The sequence below is a fragment of the Sporosarcina quadrami genome (assembly GCF_014836615.1).
Classification (GTDB): domain Bacteria; phylum Bacillota; class Bacilli; order Bacillales_A; family Planococcaceae; genus Sporosarcina; species Sporosarcina quadrami.
This window is the reverse complement of sequence record NZ_JACSQN010000012.1, coordinates 18,116-41,819: the sequence shown is the minus strand read 5'-3', so window position 1 is coordinate 41,819 and position 23,704 is coordinate 18,116. Positions and strand designations below refer to the sequence as shown.

Below are 23,704 nucleotides of genomic sequence, written 5' to 3'. Positions count from 1 at the left end.
AATTATTTACCTAGCTTTTATCACTAAATGGCCCAATTCAGGCAAGTTTCTCCCCCTATAACTAAATAATGCTTTCAAGAATCTGGCCTGATTGAAGAACAAGTCTTATGCAAGAGAGGCCCTCGTTAATTGAATTAAATACTAAACGTTTGAATTAGGCATAGCTCCTCATCAACTAAGTCTTGTCTTTCGATAGTTTCAATATCTAATTCAGAATATACCTTTTTCCAAAATGCAACTGCACGTTTATTCTCAACAACCTGTATTATAAAATATTGCCCTTGTTTCTTTTCAAATATCTTTTTAACAGCTTGAACAGCCAATCCCTTACCTTTATATTGATTAAGTATAAAAAAATCGTTTATTCCATAATCATTGCTTTTTTTCAGAAAAGGGCGTTCTAGCAGCAATATAAAACCAATAATACTTTCATTCAAAGTTATAAAATAGGGGGATAATCCATCTACCTTCCAAAAGTCATCCAATTCCTCATAATGAAAAATACCGTCTACACCTATGTTTAAATGTGTAGTGAAATTCGAGAGCTCATGAAGATACAATGAATAAAGGTTACGCAAAATAGATTTTTCTGATTCCAAAACTTCTTTGAGTTTAATAGTCAACCTATAACATCCCTTCTCTGCGCTATTGCAATATTGGCGAATTCCTTACCACAGAAACGCGCCCTATTCTGGAACAACAGCCTTCCGTAAGTTTGTAACATTATTAGGATTCGCAGACCATTTACCCATTAGTTCCATTTGTCTCTTCTTTAAATCATCATAAGGTTCTTCAATAGCTTCAATTTCACTGAACTTCCTATCAAAGACTTTTGCATCTTTTATTTTTTTGTAACCACCAAAACCTATATCGTCATTTAGTAACCAAACAACTCTTTTTATTTTGGCAAAAAGAATTCCACCAGCACACATTGGACAGGGTTCCAAAGAAGAGTATATTGTATACTTTTCACCATTAATTTTAGCGTTAAATATTGATTCCCCAGCATTACGGATAGCATCAATTTCAGCGTGAGCAGTCGCGTCTTGTTGGGGATGTACCTTATTGCGTCCTTTTGCAATTATGTTTCCATTGTCATCAACTATAATTGCCCCAACTGGATAGGTATTCTCATTCAACGCCTTTTCTGCTTCCTCAAGAGCCAACTCTAAAAAATATCTATCTTGATTGATATTTATAATAAACAACCTCCCTACATCTCTTTATTTCACCACAAAATGGCCCTTTTATGAAAACGGGCCAGATCTTTCTTTAAGAATCGCGCCCTTTTGCGGATTATCTTTCACTTTCAGATAAATAGAAAAGAGATTCAGATCTTCTTAAAATTAAATGTTTTATAATCACCAGTATCAGATGAGAACTTCAATAAGTTCTCCTCAGTAGGTATCCCTTCAAAATAAGCACCAATACAACCAGTGGTACATCTGTGGCCAGATATGAGAATGTTGAGTTCCTTTTTTCCATATTGAGATTCAAGTACTTTCATAAAACTAAAAACACGGTTAACAAATATGCTTGGTTCTTCAACACCCTTATATACAGTTGAATCAGGCAGTGAGCCAGCCATAATTACTTCACTAACGTGCAATCTGTCTGCCTCTCCTAAATCAAAAACATCTAGCCTGTCATCTACAACAGTTTTTAGGCCAGTAGCAATTTCTGCTGTTTGTATAGCTCTCTCTTGTGGAGATGAAAATACTAAGTCGAAATTTATATTTTTAAGTTTTTCTTTTAAGGACTTAGCTTGTTCTATCCCATATTCGTTTAATGGTAAGCCCTTTCTTCCCTGCATTTTACGCTCTCTATTTAAATCTGTTTGCCCGTGCCTAATAACATAAATCACTTTTATTCCCCCATAAAGCCTCTTCATTCTAACCATCTTGGAAGATTTGGTATTTTCTTGCATCCCCTGTTCAAATTTCAAGATAATGGCCCGATTGAAGCACACCTATTGGTTGCAAAAAAGCACCTCATAGGTACTTTCTAACTGATTGTACTTAGATATAAGTCAAGGGAGTCTTCTACTTCACGTTCTACTAGTGCTATAAAGTCACTATAATTTTCTGTAGTATGTGCTTTGTCGAGCGCTTCATAATAGGCCAATCGATTTTCCACCTTAATAATGACTGGAGGAAATCCTTCTTTCATTACTTCTAAATTAAGCAAAAGTCTTGATGTACGTCCATTTCCATCTATAAAAGGATGAATGCCTACAAAAATAGCATGCAACATCGCTCCACGCTCAACAGGATGAAGATAACTACCTTCGTTACGATACCAATTCATCATTTGTTCCATTTTTTCTTGGATTAGATAATGCGCTGGTGGTATATGCGTAGCGCCAGAAATAAAGACTTGTTCTTTACGATAAATACCTGCGTACTCGTCATGAATTCCTTTAAGTACTAAACGATGTAAATTCTTTATTTGCCATTCAGAAAGTGATTCTTTCATTTGGACAATTTCTTCAACATAAGAAATGGCATCACGATGATTGATTACCTCTAAATGTTCTCTCAGTGTCTTACCACCGATTGTAATTCCTTCAAGGACCACTTTCGTTTCGTTCATTGTTAAGGTGTTTCCTTCAATGGCATTCGAATTATAGGTCCACTCTAGAAATAACTTTTCTCGTAAACTTTTCAATGTATATTTTGGTAAAGGACGAGCAGCATCTAATTGTGCCTTCTTTTTATTAATAACTTCAAACAAATGATTAACCCCCCAAGTATACAAGTAAAGCATTTCTATTATTGTACCGCATAATGGAAAAGTTCTATACCAAATTGATATTCATCATATTTTTCAAATTAGAACTATGTGATTTCAGTTAATTATTTCTATTACATCTGTTTTGTCTTTATCACGCAAACGCCCCCTATTCTTGAATAAGAATTAAATTGATTTGAGGTCTCTTCCAATAAAATTAGCTGAAACTGAGCTTAATTCTAATTCTCTTGCCCAAACAGAAAGTTGACCAACATGATGAATTTCGTGCGTAATTATATGATTTAATATTTCACCCTTGGTATAATTATCTTCATCCCATGGAATAGACACAAGGTTATCATTTGATTCATCCGAATTTGTTTGCATAAACTTAACTATGTCACTACAAAATGTATTTGATAGAGATTTTATTTTTTCAAGAGTATTATAATCATTAAATTGAACTACCACATCGTCTTTTCCCTCAATAGCACGAATCCAACTATACTCCACATCAATTATATGAAAAAGGGTATATAAAATACTTCCTACCCCTCCAACACGGTCTTTTAACAAATCATCTGTGGATAATTGATTACACCAGCTAAACCATTCGTCCCTTACCTGCCAGTTATACTTAAAAAACTTTATCATTGAAAACACCCCAATGTTTAATTGTTAGTCTGACATAAGACTCTTATCCTAAAACTCCTTATTCGTTTTAAAATGAAGTGGCCCGATTCTGGCACAAAGCTTTGCTATTGAAGCCCCTTTTACTTTAATAAAACTATTTTTTTATCCGTAATTTTATAGGGTAGAAAAATACAACAGTTAATACCAATCCTAAATACAAAGAATATTTTAAAATGTTATTAGTTGAGTATCCCAATAAATAAGGCATGCCTATTAGAGAATGTAAGATACCAATTACTAACAAAATAAATCTTATTTTGTAGATCATATATTTCCCCCTATAAAAAACTGAGTTCGTTTTTGTCATACTTTTCACAATCTGGTCCTTTTGATTAGTGAACGCCCCAGGCTGTGATTTATTATTTCTCTTCTTTTCTACCAATAAAACCAAATAAAGTGATTCCAAACCCTATTAACAATATATATAGTTCAAAACTGCTCCAATTATTTGATTGATCCATCAGGATAAATCCGCCTAATAACATAACACTTATACCCATTAGCATTTGCTGAATAGCTTTCAAAAAGATTGTTTCCTTTTAATAAAATATTATAATAAATGATAATAACAGCGCGTTGTTTCTTAAAGTGGCCCTATTGCGACATAGTGGTGTTACAGAAAAGCACCCATTTGTGTTTAAGTTATTGAATTAGAATATTCCCTACGTATTGCGCTCTACCTGCTTGACTTTTAAATACAACCACTAAAACATAACTTCCTTTGTCGGATGGGAATCTAAATTCTCTAAGGTTTTTCAATTCAATTTCAATTTGTTTCTCATCACTTATTAGAACAGCTGTAATCTCTGGATCTGTCCAAATATCTCCACCATTTTTTTCATTTTCTCTAAAATCTAAAATGGCTTCCTGATTTGCAGAAACTTTAACTTCGTCCTGAGATAGTCCGAATTCTTGGACATCCTTTATTATTTCGTGGACATTCTCACTCTGCGTTTCCCAACTGATATTGGCTTCTGTTAATTGTATATCTCAAATATCAAGGTATAAATAGGCAGTTGGAACACCTACGTCATAATCTTCTCCAAAACAACCTGTTAGCGTTAAAATAAAAACTAATCCTATAGGTAACTTCAAATATAGTTTCATACTTCACCCCCCATGATTTCAGTTTTCATTAAACAAAATCGCCTGATTAGTGCATAGAACTTGTTCAATTAATGTCCACGATAATTGAATGAATAAGTAAAATTTTAGAGATGCTGTTCTTTAATAACCTTTTTTCCATTTGGTTGAGTAATCATTTTTATAACTAACGTAGATAGTACGATAAACATCATAATAGTATAAGCTCCTACGATTAAACCACCTGCTCCACTGTTAACAAGTGCGTATATTATTAACACATTAAAGAGATTAAGAATAACAACAAGTAACGCTCTTTTTTGATTTTTTTCCACATTGCTCGCCTCCTTATACCTCAATTTGGCCCGTTTGTTGAAATGGCGCAACTCCTTGTCCAAGAATTGCGCCTAATTGGGATAATCATAGTATTGAACTTGTTGAGTAACGCTTAGTGTTTATTGAATAAGCAAATTACCTATACTAATCTAACACGGGACCAAACTCCACATAAAATGGGTGTTTGTTGTTATCAAGACAGTATTCTATTCTTTGTCTGAAGTTTTCAATAGTTATCATTTCTAAAGCTTGATCAATGGGGAAAAATCCAACCTCTAAACTTTCTGATGAGGTTGTAAATTCTCCACCAATTGGCTTAGCTAAAAAGAGTGTATTACAAATTGACTTACTCACATTTTGAAATACCCCACAAAATTTTATAACTTCAATATCAATACCTGATTCCTCTTTAGTTTCCCTTATTGCAGCATCTTTTATAGATTCCCCTTCCTCCACTATTCCTCCAGGCATTTCCCAACCCCTCATTGGCCCTTTAATCAACAGTATCTCCCTTTGGTCGTTGAGTACGATAGTTGCAGCTGAAATAAAGTGTTTAGATGGTGTGTAAGTATGAGATGTGTTTTGTCCCATAGATGTTGCCCCCTTTTTTTGTGAAAACCTTCCTCGCTTAAATGGTCCGATTGTTGAATGGTCATCTAAACATAATACTTTCTTTTAATTTCAATCAAATAGTGTTTCCTTTTTAGGGTTTCTCAAGAACTCAAAGAGTGTCTTAATCTGAGATTCGGTATTTCTATTAGTAGATAAGTTTGGTAAATGATGTTCCGAAAAAAAATGAATATCTTTCGTTTCTATACCAATAGTAGCCTCCCCACCAATAATTTCACACAAAATAAACACTTTGTAGTAATGATAAGGTTCTGGGGGGTGTGGATGTTTATTATTATCCAACAATGCTATTAATCTAACTGGGATTACATCATAACCAGACTCCTCTTTAATTTCCTTTACTACATTCTCAGTAGGGGATAATCCAATATCACAAAAACCACCGGGTAAAGCCCATTTATCATCAATACTTTCTTTTACCATTAAAATCTGTTCGTTTTTAAAAACTACACCTCGAACATCAACTTTTGGAGTTTGGTAACCAGTTTCATTGGCAAACAAGTTTTTAATTCTTTTCATGTCAAGTTCAGTGTATTCCGACATAATCTCTACACTAATCTTACGTAACTCCTCATATCGCTCGATATCATATATATCTTTAGAAAATGTTAATCCTGCCTGAGATAATGCTTGTATTCTTTTTGCCCACTCCAACCATTGATTACTCATAAGCGCCTACTTTATAGAATATCTTAAATTCCTTTATACTGTTTATTAACAAATCAGGTTGTTTGCTGAAAACCGGTGTTTGGTATTCAGGTAACCACTGTACGCCAATCGTATAAACATTAGCCTGTACACCGGCTAGTATATCCGCATCACTATCTCCAATATAAATTGCAACGGAGTTTTCCACTTCTAAAAGAGACAAAGCTTTCAGCAGGCCCTCGGGATCAGGTTTGGGTTTTACTACATCATCACCAGTTATTATGACATCGAATAATCCATCCATATCTAATGCTTTTAGAGAAATATCCAAACTTCTTCTTGCCTTTCCAGTAAAAATTCCGAGTTTAATTTCTGCTTCTTTCAAGGAATTCAGTAATTCCAGAATTTCTGAGTTGGCTTTGACAAGACTTGTGTGTAACTCCGAATACTTTGTGTAGAAATATTCAATTGCCGCTTCCTTATTAGGATTTAAAAGGTTATTTTTTATAATACCTGTTTCAGAAGGACCAAACATTTCTTGAATTTTTTTTGTTGTAAGATCCTTTTTATCAAACTCTATAAATACTTTTTGAAAAGCATAATAACAAATTGGTAACGTGTTCGCCAATGTCCCATCAAAATCAAATATTATAGCTTTCATAATTATCTCCTTTTAGTTAGCAAAAGAAACGTACTATACACGTAAACATAAATAATCTAAGTGATTATGTTCTCTATTTTTAAGTAAATCATTATTTTTTAATTATCTGCTTCTTACTCAACTAACTTCAACTAAATGGTTAGTTTGTTTAAGTGACTTTATACGTAATACTTTCCGTCGCTTGGAGTGCAGGTGCCGACTCTAGAGGATCAGCGAAAGCTGTCACGTAGAACAGCTTTTGCGAGTGAAGCGAAGCGTAAGGAGCACATCTTTGCACTGAGCCTTGAGACCCCACTATGATGCCTTAATTTCTGAAATACACAGAAATAAAACCGCCTTCCTTAGTTTCTATAAAGAGCACAGAAACTAAGGCAAATGAACTCCTCTTTATTCGCTTGGTTCAAGCCATGTCCCTCGGAAAGCGTGCCATCTGACAATGACGCTGGCCCGTTTCTTGAATAAACTTCTTTTATTAAGGGTTAAAGATTATTTGAAACTCTAAAAACCTCGGCAATAAGAAAATTAAACATAAACCTGTAAATGAGTATTTTATGAAACCTTTTTTATCCACGCCGACTCTTAGTTCCCAGAGTCCCAGACTAACTAAAAACAAACCTATCAGTATACTAATAGATGGTAAAATATTTATATCTATAACGTTCTCCCCCTCATTTAAATTATCCTAATTCACACATATATTACCTTATTCTAATTTTACCATATCAGAATTATTTTAAAAGACTAAAAAAACCAATTAGCCACCTCTATAAAGAGATGCTAATTGGTTTTCTATTTTGGTGTTAATTGGATCAGAACACACTATTGTTTATTCAGAAATTTTAACCGTATAATCAGCAAGCAATCTTGCTCCGTAACCAGTTGCCGACTTTGCATAATAGCCCGAGTTGCTTGTCTTGCTCATCATGCCTGCCATATCGACATGCAACCATTTGCTGCCTTCAGGGACGAATCTCTTTAAGAACAGGCCAGCAGTAATGGAACCAGCAAAATTCATTGAGCTGATATTATTCATATCTGCATAATCGCTTGCCAATGATTTGTCATATGCCTCTACTAATGGCATCGGCCAGACGAAATCACCATTCACATCGCCGACTTTTTTCATGACATGAGATAGCTCCTCGTCACCGAATACGCCACCAAGCTCTGTTCCTAGTGCTGCAACGACAGCTCCCGTAAGCGTTGCAATATCCACGATATATTCAGCATTCAATTCACCGGCACGGATTAGTCCGTCAGCTAGGATCAAACGACCTTCTGCATCGGTGTTACCTACTTGAACCGTTTTACCGTTCTTATACGTAATGACTTCACCCGGGAATACAGAAGTATTGTCCGGACTGTTTTCCACCATTGGGATGAGCGCAACGACGTTCACTTTTGCATTTGTTTTCGCAAGCAATTGCATTGCGCCTGCAACAGCGGCCGAACCACCCATATCCATACGCATATCGCTCAAGTCTTTACCGCTCTTCAAACTGATTCCGCCTGTATCGAACGTAACCCCTTTACCGACTAGCGCAACTAACGGTTTGGATGCATCTCCTTGATAAACAAGCTCCACGAATGAAGGCTTATATTTGCTTCCTCGGCTAACTGTCAGTACACCGTGCATCTCCATCTTCTCAATAGCTTCTTTATTGTGTACAGTCACTTCAATTTCGGTGCCTTCGTATTGCTTTTTCAATACTTCAGGATATGTTTCTGGATTTAGGACGTCTGACACTTCATTCATTAAATCGCGTGAGAATGCCATTGCCGCTGCACGGATTTTACCGAGTCCAACAGCATTTTCCGCACTTGCATCTTCTACAGCCAATTCAGTCCGGAAAGGTTTTTCTTCTGATTTATATGTCAAGAATTGATAAGAACCGAGGTCCCATCCTTCCGCAAATGCAGTAAATACAGATTCTCCATCCAAGTCTTTGAAAAGCTTACCAAAAGTGCCTTCGACAACAGTTGCCTTGTCTAGTTTTTGGCTTGCTAAATCGCGAGCGATATTGCCTGCTGTTGAACGTACTTTTTCAAGTGTTGCTTCTTTCACTGATTTAATGACGACATACTGTGTATCTTCGATGACTACTGAACAATGTCCAGCTTTTTGGTTATCTACAAAACTTTTCAATGTGGCATTTCCATCGATCAATTCATTACACGCACAGATGATTTTCACTTCAGTCATTTTATTTCCCCCTAGATATCTATTTCGACTATAGAAATAGTTTACCATAAGTTTGATTGATTGAAAGAATTATCTCTTTTCGCTGATAACGAGGAAAAATGTCGCAATCGGTCCGAACAATAACGACAATAAAAACCAATTGAGCCCGCTTCTATTTTTACCCTGTGCAATTCCTGCATTAATTAATGATAGTGTTCCCCATCCTACAAAATAACCTGTATCCATACTTTACACACCTCCAAAGGTAATACTAATTAATACGGATGAGAAATTTTAAAGTTTCATGCACCTATCGCAGTTATTGTCCAATCAATCCTATATTAAATGATTCAATATTGTTGTAAGTATTTTCATCCAGTACCTTGCATAGTATAATACCGTATGTTATATTGTTCTCACAAAGATAATTTACTACTTCACTACTGTTCATTGAATAGTAGTAGAAAGGGGTTAGGTCTATGAATATCCAATTTAAAAAAGGCGTTTTAAATTTATGCGTACTCGTTTTATTAGATAAACAGGATCGCTACGGATATGAACTCGTTCAAAAGATCTCAGACCAGATTTCGATTTCCGAAGGATCTGTTTATCCTCTGCTGCGCAGATTGACAAAGGAAGGTTATTTCACTACCTACTTACAGGAATCTACTGAAGGACCACCACGCAAATATTATAAGCTGACAGATGTCGGACGCACGTATTTACATGAACAAGTCAAGGAGTGGAAACTTTTTTCTGAAGGTGTAAATACATTGATCAAGGAGGGCGTACAAGATGAATGAAAATAATTTTATATTTGAACTTGAAGAAGCATTAAAAGGTCTACCAGCTGAGGAACGAAATGATATTCTCAAAGACATCCGTGAATATTTTTCAGATGGTCGTGAAGATGGAAAAGAAGACGAAGAGATTGCCGCTTCACTCGGGTCACCTAATGTGATTGCTGCTGAATTGCTTGATGCTTATCCTTTCGATAGTCGTGAAGTAGTAAATGATTCATCCCATCAAGTCCAGACGATTAAAAACGATAGTTTCTCAAATGTCGATATCAATGTTCATCATGGTTCACTTCATCTTTCTCTTTCAGAAACCACTGATACAATTATCAAGCTCAATGGCCAACCTGAAAAACACACTTTGACTGCAGAAGTAATTGGCGACACTTTAGAAATCAAATTGAAGAATAAGTCCACTTGGTCATTTATGTTCAACTTCTCCATGAAAGCAGTTCACCTGGATGTATGCATTCCAAAAAAGCTTTATCAATCTATTAACATGAAGTCCAATAATGGCAAGATTTACGGAGAAAAGTTGATTGCTAAAAGAATTTCTTCGCAATCGGATAATGGACGAATCCTTCTTACTGAAATCGCTTCTTCTAACTTGCATGCGGAAACTGACAATGGACGGATTGAACTTGTAAAAGTACAAGCCGACCAGTTGAAGGCAAAAACAGATAACGGAAGAATTTTAATGAATTATATAGAATCAGATACTATTCATGCTGAATCAGATAACGGACGTATTGAACTTGATCAAGTCAATGGTGATATCACAGCAACGACTGATAACGGAAGAATCTTATTGAATACTGAAACACTCGATCAAAACATCGATTTTAAAACAGCTAACGGTAGTATTGAAATTAATTCTTCTCAAATGCCGCTGAATGCTGCAATTTCTGCAAAAAGCGGCCATGGTAGAATAGACATTTTCGGTGAAAATAATTCTTTGTCGAAATTTGGGGATGCAACGCATCAAATCAAACTAAAATCTTCCAATGGCAAGATTTCAGTACGATAAAATCAAAAAGCAATTGTGGGAATCATTTGACTCCCGCAATTGCTTTTAGCTGTTTACTGAATTCAATCCGTCATTTCTATGGACGTTCGTGTAGTTCCCTTCCCCAACCCTTCTTTTAATTTCCTCTTCGCTTAAAGGAGGTGGGATCTGGTCGACTGGCGTCACAACAACTTCTTCTTGCACTTCGACGTTTTCAAGTGCTGCATTGCGTGCATCTGTTAGACGTCCATAGTCTTCGGATTCTTCAATCGACATTCGTTCATTTTTCTCAAACATAGGTTAACACCCCTTTTTACATATTTTTAGTACTATTCCCCTTTTTGAATGAAAAGAAAACCAATGAATATGATATAGTGAGACACAGTCCAAATAATAATTAGTTAATAATGAAGAGGGGTCAACTCATGGTAAAAATATTCGTCGATGCAGATGGCTGTCCCGTTGTCAATGAAACGATTAAAATCGCAAAACAATTTAAGCTGACCTGCACGCTGATCTGCGACACAGCGCATGAGATGCATCGTGAAGGTGCTGATACGATTATCGTTTCCAAAGGCGCGGATGCCGTGGATTTCGTATTAGTGAATAAGGTAGAAAAAGACGACATTGTTGTAACACAAGATTATGGATTGGCCGCGATGGTCCTCGCAAAACAAGGTCATCCGATTGACCAGAACGGACGGCGTTATACAAACGACAATATTGATCAGCTGTTGTATGCGAGACATACTGCACAGAAAGTCCGTATGGCCGGCGGACGTCTGAAAGGTCCAAAAAAACGTTCCAAAGAAAATAATGAACTATTCATTCTCAAACTCCGTGATTTGTGCAATTCCCTTCTTTCAAATAAAATATGAAACCTTTCACTTTACGAGGGGTTTCATATTCCACACGTATTGTTCATATACTACTTCACGTTCTAATTGGTAGATTGTATACTACTGGACAAGTACAACACATTCATAAATACCCTTCTCTTAACAAGTTTACCAACTAGCTAACTAGGTTATAGATTCTTAAAACAATCGGAGGTCTATCAATGCCAAAAATCCTTTCAGTCAGTACTATTCTTCCTCCCTACGAAGTGAAGCAGCAAGAAGCTGTTGAACTCACTCGCTCACTTTTCAGCGAAAAATATAAAGATATCGAACGCCTTTTGAAAGTCTTTCAGAATGGAGATATCGAGAAGCGTGATGTTTGCATGCCACTTGAATGGTATGGAAAAGAGCATGACTTTGAAGAGCGCAATGAGTTATACATCCAAAATGCCGTCAGACTGGGTGTCGATGCAGTACAAAGTTGCCTTACTGAAAGTTCTTTGCTCGAAACCGCTGTTGACTATGAACAGATTGATGCCATCGTTTTCGTTTCCAGTACAGGCATCTCCACGCCTAGTATCGAAGCACGCATTATGAACAAACTCCCTTTTCGCGATGATGTGAAAAGGATTCCATTATGGGGGCTTGGCTGTGCGGGAGGAGCTGCCGGAGTGAGTCGCGCTTATGAATACTGCTTAGCTTTTCCAAAAGAAAATGTTCTTGTTCTATCTATAGAATTATGTAGTTTAACATTCCAGAAAGATGATTATTCGAAAAGCAATCTCGTCGGTGTTTCTTTATTTTCAGATGGGGCAGCGTGTGCATTAGTTTCCGGTGACCAATCGGAAATCGCCGTGAATGTACCTGTCCCATCCATTATCGGAACGACTTCGAAACTGATGCCTGATTCAGAAGATGTCATGGGATGGGATGTTAAAAATAGCGGTTTGTACGTTGTATTCTCAAAAAGCATTCCCGCGATCATAACGGATTGGCTTGGGCCGTTTGTCCACGAATTCCTATCATCATATGGACTAAGCAATGATGATATCAGTCATTTTGTCGCGCATCCTGGTGGTAAGAAAGTGTTGACCGCTTATGAAAAAGCGTTAGGATTCGAGTCATCCATGACAGATATTTCGCGGGATGTTCTGCGTAATCATGGTAATATGTCATCGCCTACAGTTTTGTATGTGCTGAAGCGATTCATGGAATCTAAACCGCAATCGGGTGACTACGGAATAATGGCTGCGCTCGGACCGGGTTTCTGCGGTGAATTGCTGTTGTTGAAATGGGATTGAGGTGAATATCGGATGATCGTAGCAATCGTTCTAACAATCGTCATCATACAACGTCTCGTTGAATTGTTCATCGCAAAGCGGAATGAAAAATGGATGAAAAGACAAGGTGCTTTCGAAGCGGGTGCCTCTCATTATCCTTATATGGTCGCGATGCATGTATTATTTTTCATTTCGCTTATTATGGAAGTAATTGTGTTGGACCGTGAACTTTCGCCTGTTTGGCCATTATTCCTTGCGATTTTTTTGTTGGCTCAAGTTCTCAGAGTGTGGTGTTTGACATCACTCGGGAAGTATTGGAATACAAAAATCGTCGTGCTGCCAAATGCAAAAGTTGTGCGCAAAGGTCCGTATAAATGGATTCGTCATCCTAACTATGTCATTGTTGCGACCGAGCTAATTGTGTTGCCATTATTATTTAGCGCTTATTTTACTGCGATATTGTTTACGTTGTTAAATATGTGGATGATGTCTGTGCGAATTCCAGTGGAAGAACAAGCGTTGAAAAGTGTGACGAATTATAAAGATGAGTTTTCGATAGATTGACGTAAAAAGCCGCGACTTCATTCTTATGAATGAAATCACGGCTTTTTTAATTTGGAATGAAGTGCTAAGCATGTGTATCACAACGTAGGTGCTTCGTATCGAAACGTAGCGCGGGCGTAACGAAACGTAGACGTCTCGTATCGAAACGTAGACGCTTCGTATCGAAACGTAGCAGGCGTATCGAAAAGTAAACGCTTCGTATCGAAACGTAGACGCCTCGTTTCGAAACATAAAGCGGGCGTATCGAAACGTAGTTTTACTTCACCTGTGTCAGCGTCTTCCCCATATAACCGAAAATCACCGTAAGGATTGGCGATAACAGACAGAAGAACGCAAACGGGAGATAGTCCAATACTGGTACACCTAATACGCCCGCTATGAAAATCCCGCACACGCTCCATGGAACAAGTGGGTTGACGACTGTTCCCGCGTCTTCCATAACTCGGCTCAAGTTTTTACTCGCCAGACCCACTTTCTCATATTGACCGCGGAATGCTTGCCCTGTCAGTAAAATCGACAAGTACTGCTCGCCGATCATTATATTAATGCTGATTGCTGTCAATGCTGAAGCAAGAATGACTGATGATACTTTCTTCAAAACTGATTCAAGTTTCGCTAACAAGCATTGAACAATCCCAAGTGTAAACAACATACCACCCATGCTCAAGGCGAGCAACACCAAACCGACCGTGAACATCATGCTTTCCATTCCGCCTCTAGACAGCAATGCATCAACATCTTCCACACCTGTTGTAGATTTGAATCCGGAGAAGAGAATACTCAACATGTCAGACATAGCATACGTATGGTGGAAGTATGACAGCAACACCGCCACAGCTGAACTGATCGCCAACGTGATCATTGCCGGCACTTTCTTGATGGATAATAAAAATAGCAGCACTAGCGGTATGATTGTGTACCAGTGAATCATCCCCGTCTCTAGCAACGTCTGTTGGAAGACAGCAATTGTATCAAATTCTGCAGTAGAAACAGATGGTGATAATATGCCGAACAGCACAAACGATATGATAAATGCAGGAACGGTCGTCCAGCTCATATTGCGGATATGCTCGAACAGATCGACACCCACAATCGAAGAAGCCAAGTTTGTCGTGTCCGATAAAGGAGACATCTTATCCCCAAAGAATGCTCCTGAAACAATTGCTCCTGCCGCTATCGGTAGAGACAATTCAAGCACATCAGCCATTCCAATGAACGCAACGCCGATTGTAGCAACCGTCGTCAATGAACTGCCGATGGATATTCCGACAATCGCCGTGACGACGAAAACAATCGCAAAAAAGAATGTCGGTGTGATGAGATGGAAACCTGCGTAAATCAGTGTCGGTATCGTTCCGCTCATCATCCAACTACTAATCAGAATTCCGATGAAGAAAAACAGGAAGACTGCGCTCATTCCAGCTCCTGCTCCTTCCACAAGACCCGTCTCTAATCGTTTATAGGGTATTTTCTTCAAAAAGCCATACCCGAACAACAACAAAATCGAAAACAGAATTGGTAAATGTGGCACGGAATCGAAAAATATGATGCTCGCGCTAATCATTATAATTATACTGGCCGTCAAAAGGACAGCTTCCCAGAATGCGGGTTTATGGATCGCTTTAATCTGAAACATGGTGTATTCCTCCTATTTTCTATTGTGAACAGAAAAAACCCCTTCCATCCCTGTAAAAGGGACGAAGGAGTTCTCCGCGATACCACCCTAGTTGAAGATAGCATTAGCCGTCTTCCACTTCATTTCAAATAGGAGATCTATCGTCGGTGTACTTCATCCTTGCCGCTGCCTGAATTTTCATTGTCCATTCAGTCTCTGCTTGCTGCCCACGACAGGATTACTATGCCGACTCTCCAAAATCATATATGTAATTCAATTAAGTCATCGATGCTTGTGTTGAATAATAACACGTTTGGAAAAGATGTCAATACTATTTTTATTAACAATCTTATTCGCAGGCATGTCCGTCTTTATTGCCATCCATCCGTTCTGTATATGCACGATGACCTTTTTTGACACCATTCGGATACTTTTTACGCAGTTCTGTACAATTCTTAAAGGTTTCGGTCGCTTCATTACTAGACGTCTGTACAGTTTTATCAGCGGGATACGACTCGCTGTCAAAACCACGGTCAGTCGCGTAGTCTTCTAATGTCCATATGCCGATGCCTGCTTTCTTTGCACGTTGCTGAGCCTTTTCAAACGGATCCAAATGTCTCGTGTTCGGCGGATAGACATAGGCGACTCTTGCTAAACCTTCTTCTAGTAATTTCTTTTGGACACTTTCACCATCGATATAAATATAGGCAAGCAATCTTCCGTACTTATCATACTTTTCACCAATATCGAATTCGATTTCAAGTTTACCACTATTCATCAATTCCTGATTTCGCTGTTTTGCCTGTTCACCATACGGTTGCTTCCCGAGTCTTGGATGGTTCGTTTCGGGCGTATCAATCAGTAAATAACGGACATTCTGTTCTTTGCCATCGTACATAATTTTAATCGTGTCGCCATCAATCGTTTTGACAAGCTCAACGGGAATAAGACCATCACGAGTCGGTTCCGTTTCTTCCTCGTTCCAAACTGTATATATACCGATGGCAATCAAGACAATTACAGTAAGTAGCATACTACTTTTCTTAGTTTTATTCGAAGATTTCTTATGTACTTTATTCATTAAAGACTTCCTTTCAAACTACAACTGCATTTTATTCTTTATGGTTGCTATCCTCTCATTTTTGTTGGTTTGTTACTCATTAGATATGATGATTTTCATCATTATCTACAGTAGCACGCCCATATAATAGCCAGTATACGCCAAGATAATACCGACTGCATACGTTATAAATAAATAAACAAAAAACGTCTGCTTACAATCACTTTGCCAAAACAGTATTAGTTCTTTATTCAACGTCGAATACGTCGTCAAAGCGCCAGCAAATCCCGATACTAAGAAGACGGTCCAGACAAGAGATAATTCTAAACCAAAAATGAATCCAATGAAAAATGAACCGACTAAATTGACGAGTAAAGTGCCTACCGGAAAACCTACGCGCTTATTCAGTTTCTCACTTACCATGTACCGCACAATCGCACCAATAAAACCACCTGTTGCAATGAGGAGAATATCTGCAATCGTCACGCTTCCACCATCTTTCGGCTAATGTGCAAGCCAACCATTCCAATTACCAAACCACCGAAAATACTTCCCATGACATAAAGGGAAGCGGTCAAAATAGCCCCTTGCTGAAATAATGTTACTGTTTCATAACTGAAGGCGGAAAACGTTGTAAATGAACCAAGAAAACCTGTCATGATGGCAGTAGCAATACTTTTATTCGCAGTGATTTTCCAGATGGCTCCAGCACTTAACATGCATAGCAGCAATGTTCCAATGAGATTCACTATCAATGTGGCGATAGGGAATACTGTGACCTGAGCAAAAAGTACTCCTATCGTCATCCGGCAAATCGCTCCAATAGCGCCAGCTACGCCGACTAAAATAGCGGTTTTCATGCATTCACCTCTTCCAGCAATCTGCGAGTCAAAATCAGTTCAAGGGATAATCGTTTTTCAACTTTTCCAAATCGGATTGCGATCGTATCTTCACCGATTTCGACGACTTCTCCTTTTCCGAATACATGATGGGACACTTGCATGCCAACTACCAATGCTTTTCTATCACTTATGCCATTTGGATTCACTTCTGTAACTTGCTTCGTTTTTTTCTTTGTAGGTTTCTCAATGTTCTCTATCCGGTCAGATTTCGTCATTATGGCACGTACTTCATTCACAAACCTGGAATCTTCTTTCGTCTTGCCATTTGACTCTCGATAAGAAAGCAATTCCAACCGTTCTTTCGCCCTCGTCATTCCAACGTAAAATAGTCGGCGTGCTTCTTCTAGCAGCAATGGATCAGATTCATCTTCATCTGATGGAATCGTTCCTTTCACTAAGTCGATCATGAACACTCGTTTGAACTCCAACCCTTTTGCGCTATGGAATGTTGAGAGCGTCAACGCATTCGCAGGTGGATTGAATTTTGCTTGCTGAACCGCCTCTTCCAATTCTTTTAACCTGTGTGCAAATTCCACCATCGTCCGGACTTGTGATGCTATTCCTTCAAGTGTGTCCATAATAGCTAGGAGGCTTTCAAAGCGAAAACCGAATTTCTCGGCTCGGCTTTTTATCGCCACTTCATAGTCAAGCTCATAGCGGATCATGCGAATTACTTGCGCGGGACGCATAGTAGGTATCTTCTTGTACACTTCTTTATAGTCGTTCAATTTTTCAATTTGACTACTTTTCAACTGAACCGTATCGATCATTGCTTCAAAGACATTGCCAGTTGTTTCTCGATTTAAGAATTCATTGAGCATTGTTCTAGATAGGAACAGATTCATTTTCATTACGATTTTAGAAAAAATATCCTTTCGTTCATCATTGAAACTAAGACGCATGAAATTTAACATGTCTTCCACGACCCAATGCGAAAAGAATTTATCATCGGCATCTTTCATATAAAAAGGAATTCCTCTACGGTGCAGTTCGTTGACGAACAGCGTAGATGACGCATTATTTCGGAATAAAATTGCGACATCCTGTAAATCCTGTTCCGCCAGCAGTTCATATGTAATATAGTCAAGCTGCCGTTTTTGATCATCGAATTGCTTGATGAGGATGGGACCGACACTACCATTATCCGTTCGCATCTCTTTGACGTATCGGTCTTTATTCCGCGTGATGAATTTCGCCGCAGTTTCAACGATTTCTTTAGATGAACGGTAATTTTGTTCCATTAGCAACAGTTTCGCATCAGGATACACAAGTTTGAAATCAAGTAAATATGAAGGATCTGCCCCTCTCCATGTGTAAATGGACTGATCATCATCCGCAACGACGCAAAGATTGCCGTGATGCGCGACAAGGTGTTCAACGATACGATGCTGAACGAGTGAAGTATCTTGGCTTTCATCTGTCAGTACGTAGTCATAGCGAGAACGGAACTGCTCGGCTAGGTGATCATCAACACGCAAAGCTTGTTCAGCGATTGTAAGCATATCGTCAAAATCGAGCAACAGATGTCCTTCCGTTTTCGTTTTCAGTTGTTCATATTTCAAGGCAATCTCGCCAGCCTTATCGAATGGTCCTTGTATAGACTCCCACTCTGTAAAAGGCGTCATACGATTTTTGAGCGAACTGATGAAAGTTGACAATGCATTCAATTCATCTTCAGGGCAATCGTCGCGGAAGACTTGCTTGTATAAGGTTTTAAGCATTTGTGTTTTATTAAGAGCTGGCCGACCTTTCCCGCCGCCTTCTATCAGTTCATATGAAACGCCGATTTTAGTCATATATGTACGTGTAATTGCAAATCCTAAACTATGGATCGTCGAAAAATCGACTGGACTATGTTGAGGAAAAAAACGTTTAAAACGCTCTGTCATATCTCGGGCGGACGCCTTACTGAATGTAATTGCTTTTATTCGTTTCGGATTCACATTATTTTCTTCGATTAAATAACCGATCCGCATGATCATCGTTGTTGTCTTGCCCGATCCAGGACAAGCCAACAGCAATAATGGTCCCTCTGTTTGCACAACAGCTTGTTTTTGTACGTCATTAAGATCTATATGTAATTCACTGGATTTCCTAATAAAAAAATCATTCATTATACAGGTACTCCTTTTTCTTGCGATGTATTCAATTTACCATATGAGCGGTCACTTGTAGAGAAGTTACATTGGAAAAAAATAAGCGGAAGAGGGGATTGTGACTAATCCCCTCCTCCGCTACAAATGACGCATTCTGTTAAAAACCGCCAGATTCCAGTCGATCATTTTTCAAATCGACTTTTTCCTTCTTACTTCCTTGATAGGCAGTAGAAGCAACCTCGTTGGTTCTTCGCTGCCCGTCCGTATACTCAGTTTCTGTAAACTCCGCTTTTGTCGCATGGTCTTGATTGCTCTCATGTGATTTGTGCTTATCAGAACTTGTCAATGTCATCTCTCCTTCAAGAGTAGTCTTATTCAGAATACCCGTAAAAGGAGTTATTACTCGTAACCTAAATCATTCTTCACTTAGGAAAACCAATTGAATTGAACGGATAAAATCTGAATCCGACTTTGCCAACTACGGAATCTTCATCGATGCAACCAATCATCCGACTATCTGTACTATGCCTACGATTATCGCCCAATACGAATAATTGACCTTCTGGAACAGTCACTTCGAAGTCTTCTGTCAATTTCTGATCTTTGAAAATACGTTCTTTATTCGCTTGCACATATTTTTCTTCATACTCTTTACCGTTGATGAAAAGCTTATCATCTTCCATGACAACTTTATCTCCAGGCAGACCAATCACTCTCTTTATGTAATCTTCCTTCTCTCCTGGCGCATGAAACACGATTAAATCAAAATGATCCAGCTTATGGATTTTGGATATGACAACTCTATTTTCCGATGCAAATGTCGGCTCCATTGATTGACCAGATACGATAACTGGAGAAAACAGGAATTGCCGAATGACAAATACAAGAATACACGCAATCGCGAGGGATTTGATCCACGAAAATAATTCAGCACTAGTTTCTTTCTTCACTCTACATCCTCCATTCACCCGTCTACTTACTTCTCTTTCTAGTATAGACTATTCTATTTGTAATAGGTCCCTATATTTCTAATTTCATAGAACATTTCTGTTCTATCTATAAGTGTTTTGTACAATTGAATAGCTGACAAAAACTCTTGTCTTGTTGAAGATCTACAATTGTTAAGGACGTGTTATCTAAACTGACGTCAAAAGTTGAGTCATTAATTAACTCATTGAGCATTCTTTTAATGAAGCTGCCATGACTAACGACTAAAATCCGTTGTTCCGGATACTTTTCCTTAATTTCTTCTAAAACAGCCAATCCACGGGAGATGATGGATTCTTGTAATTCGAAACCCATATCCAGTCGTCGCCAATCTTCTCCCCATTTTTCAATCCGTTCTTTTTCAGTTGTCCCTTCAATCATACCTCCGCCCACTTCTCGTAGTCGGTCATCTACAACGAGCTCTATACCAGCCATGTTGTCAACTATGATTTCTGCCGTTTGACTCGCCCTTTTTTGAGGGCTTGTGTATATGGCATCCCACTGTTCATTCGCGAGTCGATTGGAGACTCGTTTGGCCATCTCCATTCCTTCATCATCCAATGGGATATCTGAACTTCCTTGTGCTCTGCCTTCTTTGTTCCATGCAGTGATACCATGTCTGACAAAACCAATAATCGTCAAAAAAATCACCCTTTCAATTTCTCAAACGACATAACCAAGAGACCGGAGCACATTATTCATGAATGACTCGATGTATAGATAGACCTCTTCTCTTTCAGGTTCCTGATAGAGATCATGATATAAATGCTTCCATTCCTTATATTGAAATTCCGAAAGATGCTGGTTTGAAAGCCATCTCTTCGCGAATGAAGTGTCCGTAATCTTATCATTGCCCCCTGTATGAATGAGAACTGGCACGTCAAAAACTCTTTCTTCGCTATTCATGATTGACTTCATCATTGCTAGAAGTTCACGATACCACGAAGCTTGCACAATCGAGCTGTAATCACGATCATTCTGGAATTCTATGTACATATCGTAATTTCGTGTCAGCAATTCAATCGTAATATCATGATTGACTTTCATCGAGCTTGAAAGTTTCGTTAACACACCGGAAAACTTCGATGGCTGATGTTGCATTGAAAGCCATGGTGAACTAAAAATGAACCCTGCACATTCCAATTTACTTTTCTGAAGTATATGCATGACAATCGATGCTCCAAGTCCGTGTCCAAGAACAAATAACGGTAAATTGTCATGCAAAGCAATATCAATCATCTTCCTTACATGTTCAATGTATGATTCAAATGTTTCGTCATGAATTTTTCGTCCGCTTTCAGATCCATGACCAGGCAGATCACTTGTGACTACATGGAACCCTCCGTTTCGTAGTTCCTGAATGAGCCACGCATACCTCCGATGGTGTTCATATGCATTATGGACAATTACGACGACCGCTATAGGTTGCCCTTCTGCATCCCATTTCCACATGACTCTCACCTCCAAGCCTTCCTGTTCAAAAAGGATTATCCCTTTATGGCAGGTCAGATTTTATGATACGATAAATTATACACGATTTTAAGAAAAGAGGAGACCTTCATGATTTATACTTACAATGGAAAGTCGCCGCAAATCGACCCTTCAGTCTATATAGCGGATTTTGTAACAATTTCCGGAGATGTGACAATCGGAGCAAACAGTTCCATCTGGTTCAATTCAGTCATCCGAGGGGATGTGGCACCTACTATTATCGGTGAACGTGTCAGTATCCAAGATCTCAGTTGCTTGCATCAAAGTCCTGGTAAAACGTTATTGATAGAAGATGACGTTACTGTCGGTCACAAAGCACTTTTACATAGTTGCATTGTTCGTAAAGGAGCTCTAATTGGAATGGGTTCAATTATTCTCGACGGTGCTGAAATTGGTGAAGGATCTTTCATTGGTGCCGGTGCGCTCGTCCCGCCAGGCAAGAAGATTCCCCCCGGTTGTCTAGCTCTCGGATCCCCTGCAAAAGTTGTCCGCGAATTAAATGATGAAGACCGAAAAGATATGCAACGGGTTGTCGATAGCTATGTTGAAAAAGGGCAGATTTATAAAAGTATGCAAAAGTGAAAAAGCTGCTCATAAGGGCAGCTTTTTCATTTTCTCATTACTACTGCCATTATAATAACCCCGATAATTAGAATAGAAATAATTGCTGCACCTATGAGCATTAGTAAAAAGCTGATTGCCATTTCCTCCCCTCCTATTCTTATACTAGTTAGACGGAATGGGACAGAATTAGTTGCTCAAAATAAAAAGACAGAAAGCGTGAATATATTCGCTTTCCGTCTGTTGTCTTAATTAGCGTACAGCCAAACCGGCCATTTCTTTAATAGCAGACGCTTTGTCTGTCTGCTCCCAAGGAAGCTCGATGTCTGTACGGCCGAAATGTCCGTACGCTGCAGTCTGCTTATAAATTGGACGACGCAGATCAAGCATCTTGATGATACCAGCAGGGCGTAAATCGAATAACTCTCTGACGATCTCGACAAGTTGGCTTTCTGTTAACGTGCCAGTTCCAAATGTATCGATGGAGATGGAAACAGGTTTAGCAACGCCAATCGCATATGCCAATTGAACTTCACAGCGGTCAGCAAGTCCTGCCGCTACGATGTTCTTCGCAACATAACGCGCTGCATACGAAGCTGAACGGTCAACTTTCGTCGCATCTTTACCTGAAAATGCGCCGCCACCATGACGTGCATAACCACCATACGTATCGACGATGATTTTACGTCCAGTTAGACCTGCATCTCCTTGTGGTCCACCAATTACGAATCTTCCTGATGGATTAATGAAGTATTTTGTTTCTTCATCTAATAGCTCTGCAGGAACGACTGGTAAGATGACATGCTCTTTTACTTCTTGTTGAAGTTGAGCAAGCGCGACATCAGGATGGTGTTGTGTAGAAATGACAATCGTGTCAATACGGACAGGTTTGTCGTTTTCATCATATTCAACTGTCACTTGTGTTTTTCCATCTGGACGTAAGTAATCAAGGATTTCTTCTTTCCGCACTTGTGCAAGTCTGCGGGAAAGCTTATGAGAAAGACTGATTGGCAATGGCATAAGCTCAGGGGTTTCGTTACATGCATAACCGAACATCAACCCTTGGTCACCTGCACCAATTGCTTCGAGTTCTTCATCAGACATTGTTCCTTCACGCGCTTCAAGTGCCACATCGACACTTGCTGCGATATCAGGTGACTGTTCGTCGATGGACGTCAATACCGAAGACGTTTCCCAGTCAAAGCCGAATTTCGCTCTCGTATAACCAATTTCTTTTACTGTATCGCGGACAACTTTCGGAATATCCACATACGTAGTAGTTGTAATTTCTCCGATCACCAAAACTAATCCTGTAGTAATTGTTGTTTCGCACGCCACCCGCGCGTTTGGGTCTTCTTCAAGGATCGCATCCAATATGGCGTCCGAAATTTGGTCGCACATTTTGTCAGGATGTCCTTCTGTTACCGATTCAGATGTAAACAGTCGGCGAATTGTCAATGTAGTTTCCTCCTTAACGGCTTGTTAATATTGATACGGTACTCTATTTGTCCCAGTTTGTTCCACGCCTGAAGAGAGTCGACGT

General features: G+C 38.8%; 29 protein-coding genes. 6 read left to right on the top strand and 23 right to left on the bottom strand.

Annotation, left to right across the window (positions count from 1 at the left end):
* Positions 1-134: 134 nt before the first annotated feature.
* From H9649_RS13230 to H9649_RS13170, 12 genes are all read right to left on the bottom strand, one after another.
* On the bottom strand, positions 135-623 hold the full coding sequence (locus H9649_RS13230; protein WP_191695376.1) for a GNAT family N-acetyltransferase: 489 nt from the start codon (positions 621-623) through the stop codon (positions 135-137).
* Positions 624-686: 63 nt separating this feature from the next.
* A complete protein-coding gene (locus tag H9649_RS13225) occupies positions 687-1,199 on the bottom strand; it encodes a nucleoside deaminase (protein ID WP_191695453.1) in 513 nt (170 codons plus the stop codon).
* Between the two features lie 131 nt (positions 1,200-1,330).
* Positions 1,331-1,864: a histidine phosphatase family protein gene (locus tag H9649_RS13220; protein ID WP_191695452.1), complete on the bottom strand. Its 534-nt coding sequence runs from the start codon at positions 1,862-1,864 to the stop codon at positions 1,331-1,333.
* A 140-nt stretch (positions 1,865-2,004) separates the two neighbouring features.
* Positions 2,005-2,733, bottom strand: a complete 729-nt coding sequence (locus H9649_RS13215) for a Fic family protein (RefSeq protein WP_191695375.1) — start codon at positions 2,731-2,733, stop codon at positions 2,005-2,007.
* Between the two features lie 183 nt (positions 2,734-2,916).
* Positions 2,917-3,384 (bottom strand): DinB family protein, encoded by a 468-nt coding sequence (locus tag H9649_RS13210; protein ID WP_191695374.1) that lies wholly within the window; start codon positions 3,382-3,384, stop codon positions 2,917-2,919.
* Between the two features lie 398 nt (positions 3,385-3,782).
* Positions 3,783-3,947: a hypothetical protein gene (locus H9649_RS13205; protein WP_191695373.1), complete on the bottom strand. Its 165-nt coding sequence runs from the start codon at positions 3,945-3,947 to the stop codon at positions 3,783-3,785.
* Positions 3,948-4,634: 687 nt separating this feature from the next.
* Complete coding sequence (locus H9649_RS13195) at positions 4,635-4,841, bottom strand: hypothetical protein (RefSeq protein ID WP_191695372.1); 207 nt, start codon at positions 4,839-4,841, stop codon at positions 4,635-4,637.
* Positions 4,842-4,986: 145 nt separating this feature from the next.
* Positions 4,987-5,433 (bottom strand): NUDIX hydrolase, encoded by a 447-nt coding sequence (locus H9649_RS13190; RefSeq protein WP_191695371.1) that lies wholly within the window; start codon positions 5,431-5,433, stop codon positions 4,987-4,989.
* A 90-nt stretch (positions 5,434-5,523) separates the two neighbouring features.
* Positions 5,524-6,141 (bottom strand): NUDIX hydrolase, encoded by a 618-nt coding sequence (locus H9649_RS13185; RefSeq protein ID WP_191695370.1) that lies wholly within the window; start codon positions 6,139-6,141, stop codon positions 5,524-5,526.
* Complete coding sequence (locus H9649_RS13180; RefSeq protein WP_191695451.1) at positions 6,134-6,784, bottom strand: HAD family hydrolase; 651 nt, start codon at positions 6,782-6,784, stop codon at positions 6,134-6,136. The genes H9649_RS13185 and H9649_RS13180 overlap by 8 nt, the downstream gene beginning before the upstream one ends.
* A gap of 823 nt (positions 6,785-7,607) precedes the next feature.
* Positions 7,608-8,984 carry a leucyl aminopeptidase family protein gene (locus H9649_RS13175; RefSeq protein ID WP_191695369.1) on the bottom strand — a complete coding sequence of 459 codons (1,377 nt, stop codon included), beginning with the start codon at positions 8,982-8,984 and terminating at the stop codon, positions 7,608-7,610.
* Positions 8,985-9,053: 69 nt separating this feature from the next.
* The gene (locus H9649_RS13170; RefSeq protein WP_191695368.1) at positions 9,054-9,209 is read right to left on the bottom strand and encodes a hypothetical protein; all 156 of its coding nucleotides are present in this window, start codon (positions 9,207-9,209) and stop codon (positions 9,054-9,056) included.
* Positions 9,210-9,442: 233 nt separating this feature from the next.
* Between H9649_RS13170 and H9649_RS13165 the strand changes: the two genes are divergently transcribed.
* Both H9649_RS13165 and H9649_RS13160 read left to right on the top strand, forming a co-directional pair.
* On the top strand, positions 9,443-9,766 hold the full coding sequence (locus H9649_RS13165; protein ID WP_191695367.1) for a PadR family transcriptional regulator: 324 nt from the start codon (positions 9,443-9,445) through the stop codon (positions 9,764-9,766).
* Positions 9,759-10,787 carry a DUF4097 family beta strand repeat-containing protein gene (locus tag H9649_RS13160; protein WP_191695366.1) on the top strand — a complete coding sequence of 343 codons (1,029 nt, stop codon included), beginning with the start codon at positions 9,759-9,761 and terminating at the stop codon, positions 10,785-10,787. The genes H9649_RS13165 and H9649_RS13160 overlap by 8 nt, the downstream gene beginning before the upstream one ends.
* Before the next feature lie 45 nt (positions 10,788-10,832).
* Here H9649_RS13160 and H9649_RS13155 read toward each other — a convergent pair whose 3' ends face one another.
* Positions 10,833-11,063, bottom strand: coding sequence for a hypothetical protein (locus tag H9649_RS13155; protein WP_191695365.1), 231 nt, complete (start codon positions 11,061-11,063; stop codon positions 10,833-10,835).
* 128 nt (positions 11,064-11,191) lie between these two features.
* On the opposite strand from H9649_RS13155, the gene H9649_RS13150 reads away from it, so the two are divergent.
* The 3 genes from H9649_RS13150 to H9649_RS13140 all read left to right on the top strand — a co-directional run bounded on the left by H9649_RS13150 (position 11,192) and on the right by H9649_RS13140 (position 13,449).
* Positions 11,192-11,644, top strand: a complete 453-nt coding sequence (locus tag H9649_RS13150) for a YaiI/YqxD family protein (protein ID WP_191695364.1) — start codon at positions 11,192-11,194, stop codon at positions 11,642-11,644.
* A gap of 182 nt (positions 11,645-11,826) precedes the next feature.
* Complete coding sequence (locus tag H9649_RS13145; protein WP_191695363.1) at positions 11,827-12,906, top strand: type III polyketide synthase; 1,080 nt, start codon at positions 11,827-11,829, stop codon at positions 12,904-12,906.
* Between the two features lie 12 nt (positions 12,907-12,918).
* Positions 12,919-13,449, top strand: coding sequence for an isoprenylcysteine carboxyl methyltransferase family protein (locus H9649_RS13140; protein ID WP_191695362.1), 531 nt, complete (start codon positions 12,919-12,921; stop codon positions 13,447-13,449).
* A 256-nt stretch (positions 13,450-13,705) separates the two neighbouring features.
* Here H9649_RS13140 and nhaC read toward each other — a convergent pair whose 3' ends face one another.
* The 9 genes from nhaC to H9649_RS13095 all read right to left on the bottom strand — a co-directional run bounded on the left by nhaC (position 13,706) and on the right by H9649_RS13095 (position 21,561).
* Positions 13,706-15,085, bottom strand: coding sequence for a Na+/H+ antiporter NhaC (gene nhaC / locus H9649_RS13135; protein WP_191695361.1), 1,380 nt, complete (start codon positions 15,083-15,085; stop codon positions 13,706-13,708).
* A gap of 328 nt (positions 15,086-15,413) precedes the next feature.
* Positions 15,414-16,145 carry a thermonuclease family protein gene (locus H9649_RS13130; RefSeq protein WP_191695360.1) on the bottom strand — a complete coding sequence of 244 codons (732 nt, stop codon included), beginning with the start codon at positions 16,143-16,145 and terminating at the stop codon, positions 15,414-15,416.
* Positions 16,146-16,250: 105 nt separating this feature from the next.
* Positions 16,251-16,610, bottom strand: a complete 360-nt coding sequence (locus H9649_RS13125) for a fluoride efflux transporter FluC (protein WP_191695359.1) — start codon at positions 16,608-16,610, stop codon at positions 16,251-16,253.
* Positions 16,607-16,984 carry a fluoride efflux transporter FluC gene (locus H9649_RS13120; protein WP_191695358.1) on the bottom strand — a complete coding sequence of 126 codons (378 nt, stop codon included), beginning with the start codon at positions 16,982-16,984 and terminating at the stop codon, positions 16,607-16,609. Before H9649_RS13120 ends, H9649_RS13125 begins: the two co-directional genes overlap by 4 nt.
* The gene (locus H9649_RS13115; RefSeq protein WP_191695357.1) at positions 16,981-19,140 is read right to left on the bottom strand and encodes an ATP-dependent helicase; all 2,160 of its coding nucleotides are present in this window, start codon (positions 19,138-19,140) and stop codon (positions 16,981-16,983) included. The genes H9649_RS13120 and H9649_RS13115 overlap by 4 nt, the downstream gene beginning before the upstream one ends.
* A gap of 139 nt (positions 19,141-19,279) precedes the next feature.
* Positions 19,280-19,468, bottom strand: coding sequence for a hypothetical protein (locus H9649_RS13110; protein WP_191695356.1), 189 nt, complete (start codon positions 19,466-19,468; stop codon positions 19,280-19,282).
* Between the two features lie 76 nt (positions 19,469-19,544).
* Entirely contained in the window at positions 19,545-20,072 is a 528-nt protein-coding gene (gene lepB / locus H9649_RS13105) for a signal peptidase I (protein ID WP_191695355.1), read from the bottom strand.
* A gap of 106 nt (positions 20,073-20,178) precedes the next feature.
* Positions 20,179-20,751 (bottom strand): histidine phosphatase family protein, encoded by a 573-nt coding sequence (locus H9649_RS13100; protein ID WP_191695354.1) that lies wholly within the window; start codon positions 20,749-20,751, stop codon positions 20,179-20,181.
* Positions 20,752-20,772: 21 nt separating this feature from the next.
* Complete coding sequence (locus H9649_RS13095; RefSeq protein WP_191695353.1) at positions 20,773-21,561, bottom strand: alpha/beta hydrolase; 789 nt, start codon at positions 21,559-21,561, stop codon at positions 20,773-20,775.
* 108 nt (positions 21,562-21,669) lie between these two features.
* On the opposite strand from H9649_RS13095, the gene H9649_RS13090 reads away from it, so the two are divergent.
* On the top strand, positions 21,670-22,182 hold the full coding sequence (locus tag H9649_RS13090) for a gamma carbonic anhydrase (RefSeq protein ID WP_191695352.1): 513 nt from the start codon (positions 21,670-21,672) through the stop codon (positions 22,180-22,182).
* A gap of 231 nt (positions 22,183-22,413) precedes the next feature.
* On the opposite strand, the gene metK is transcribed toward H9649_RS13090, so the two are convergent.
* Positions 22,414-23,619 carry a methionine adenosyltransferase gene (metK, locus tag H9649_RS13085; protein ID WP_191695351.1) on the bottom strand — a complete coding sequence of 402 codons (1,206 nt, stop codon included), beginning with the start codon at positions 23,617-23,619 and terminating at the stop codon, positions 22,414-22,416.
* Positions 23,620-23,704: the final 85 nt, after the last annotated feature.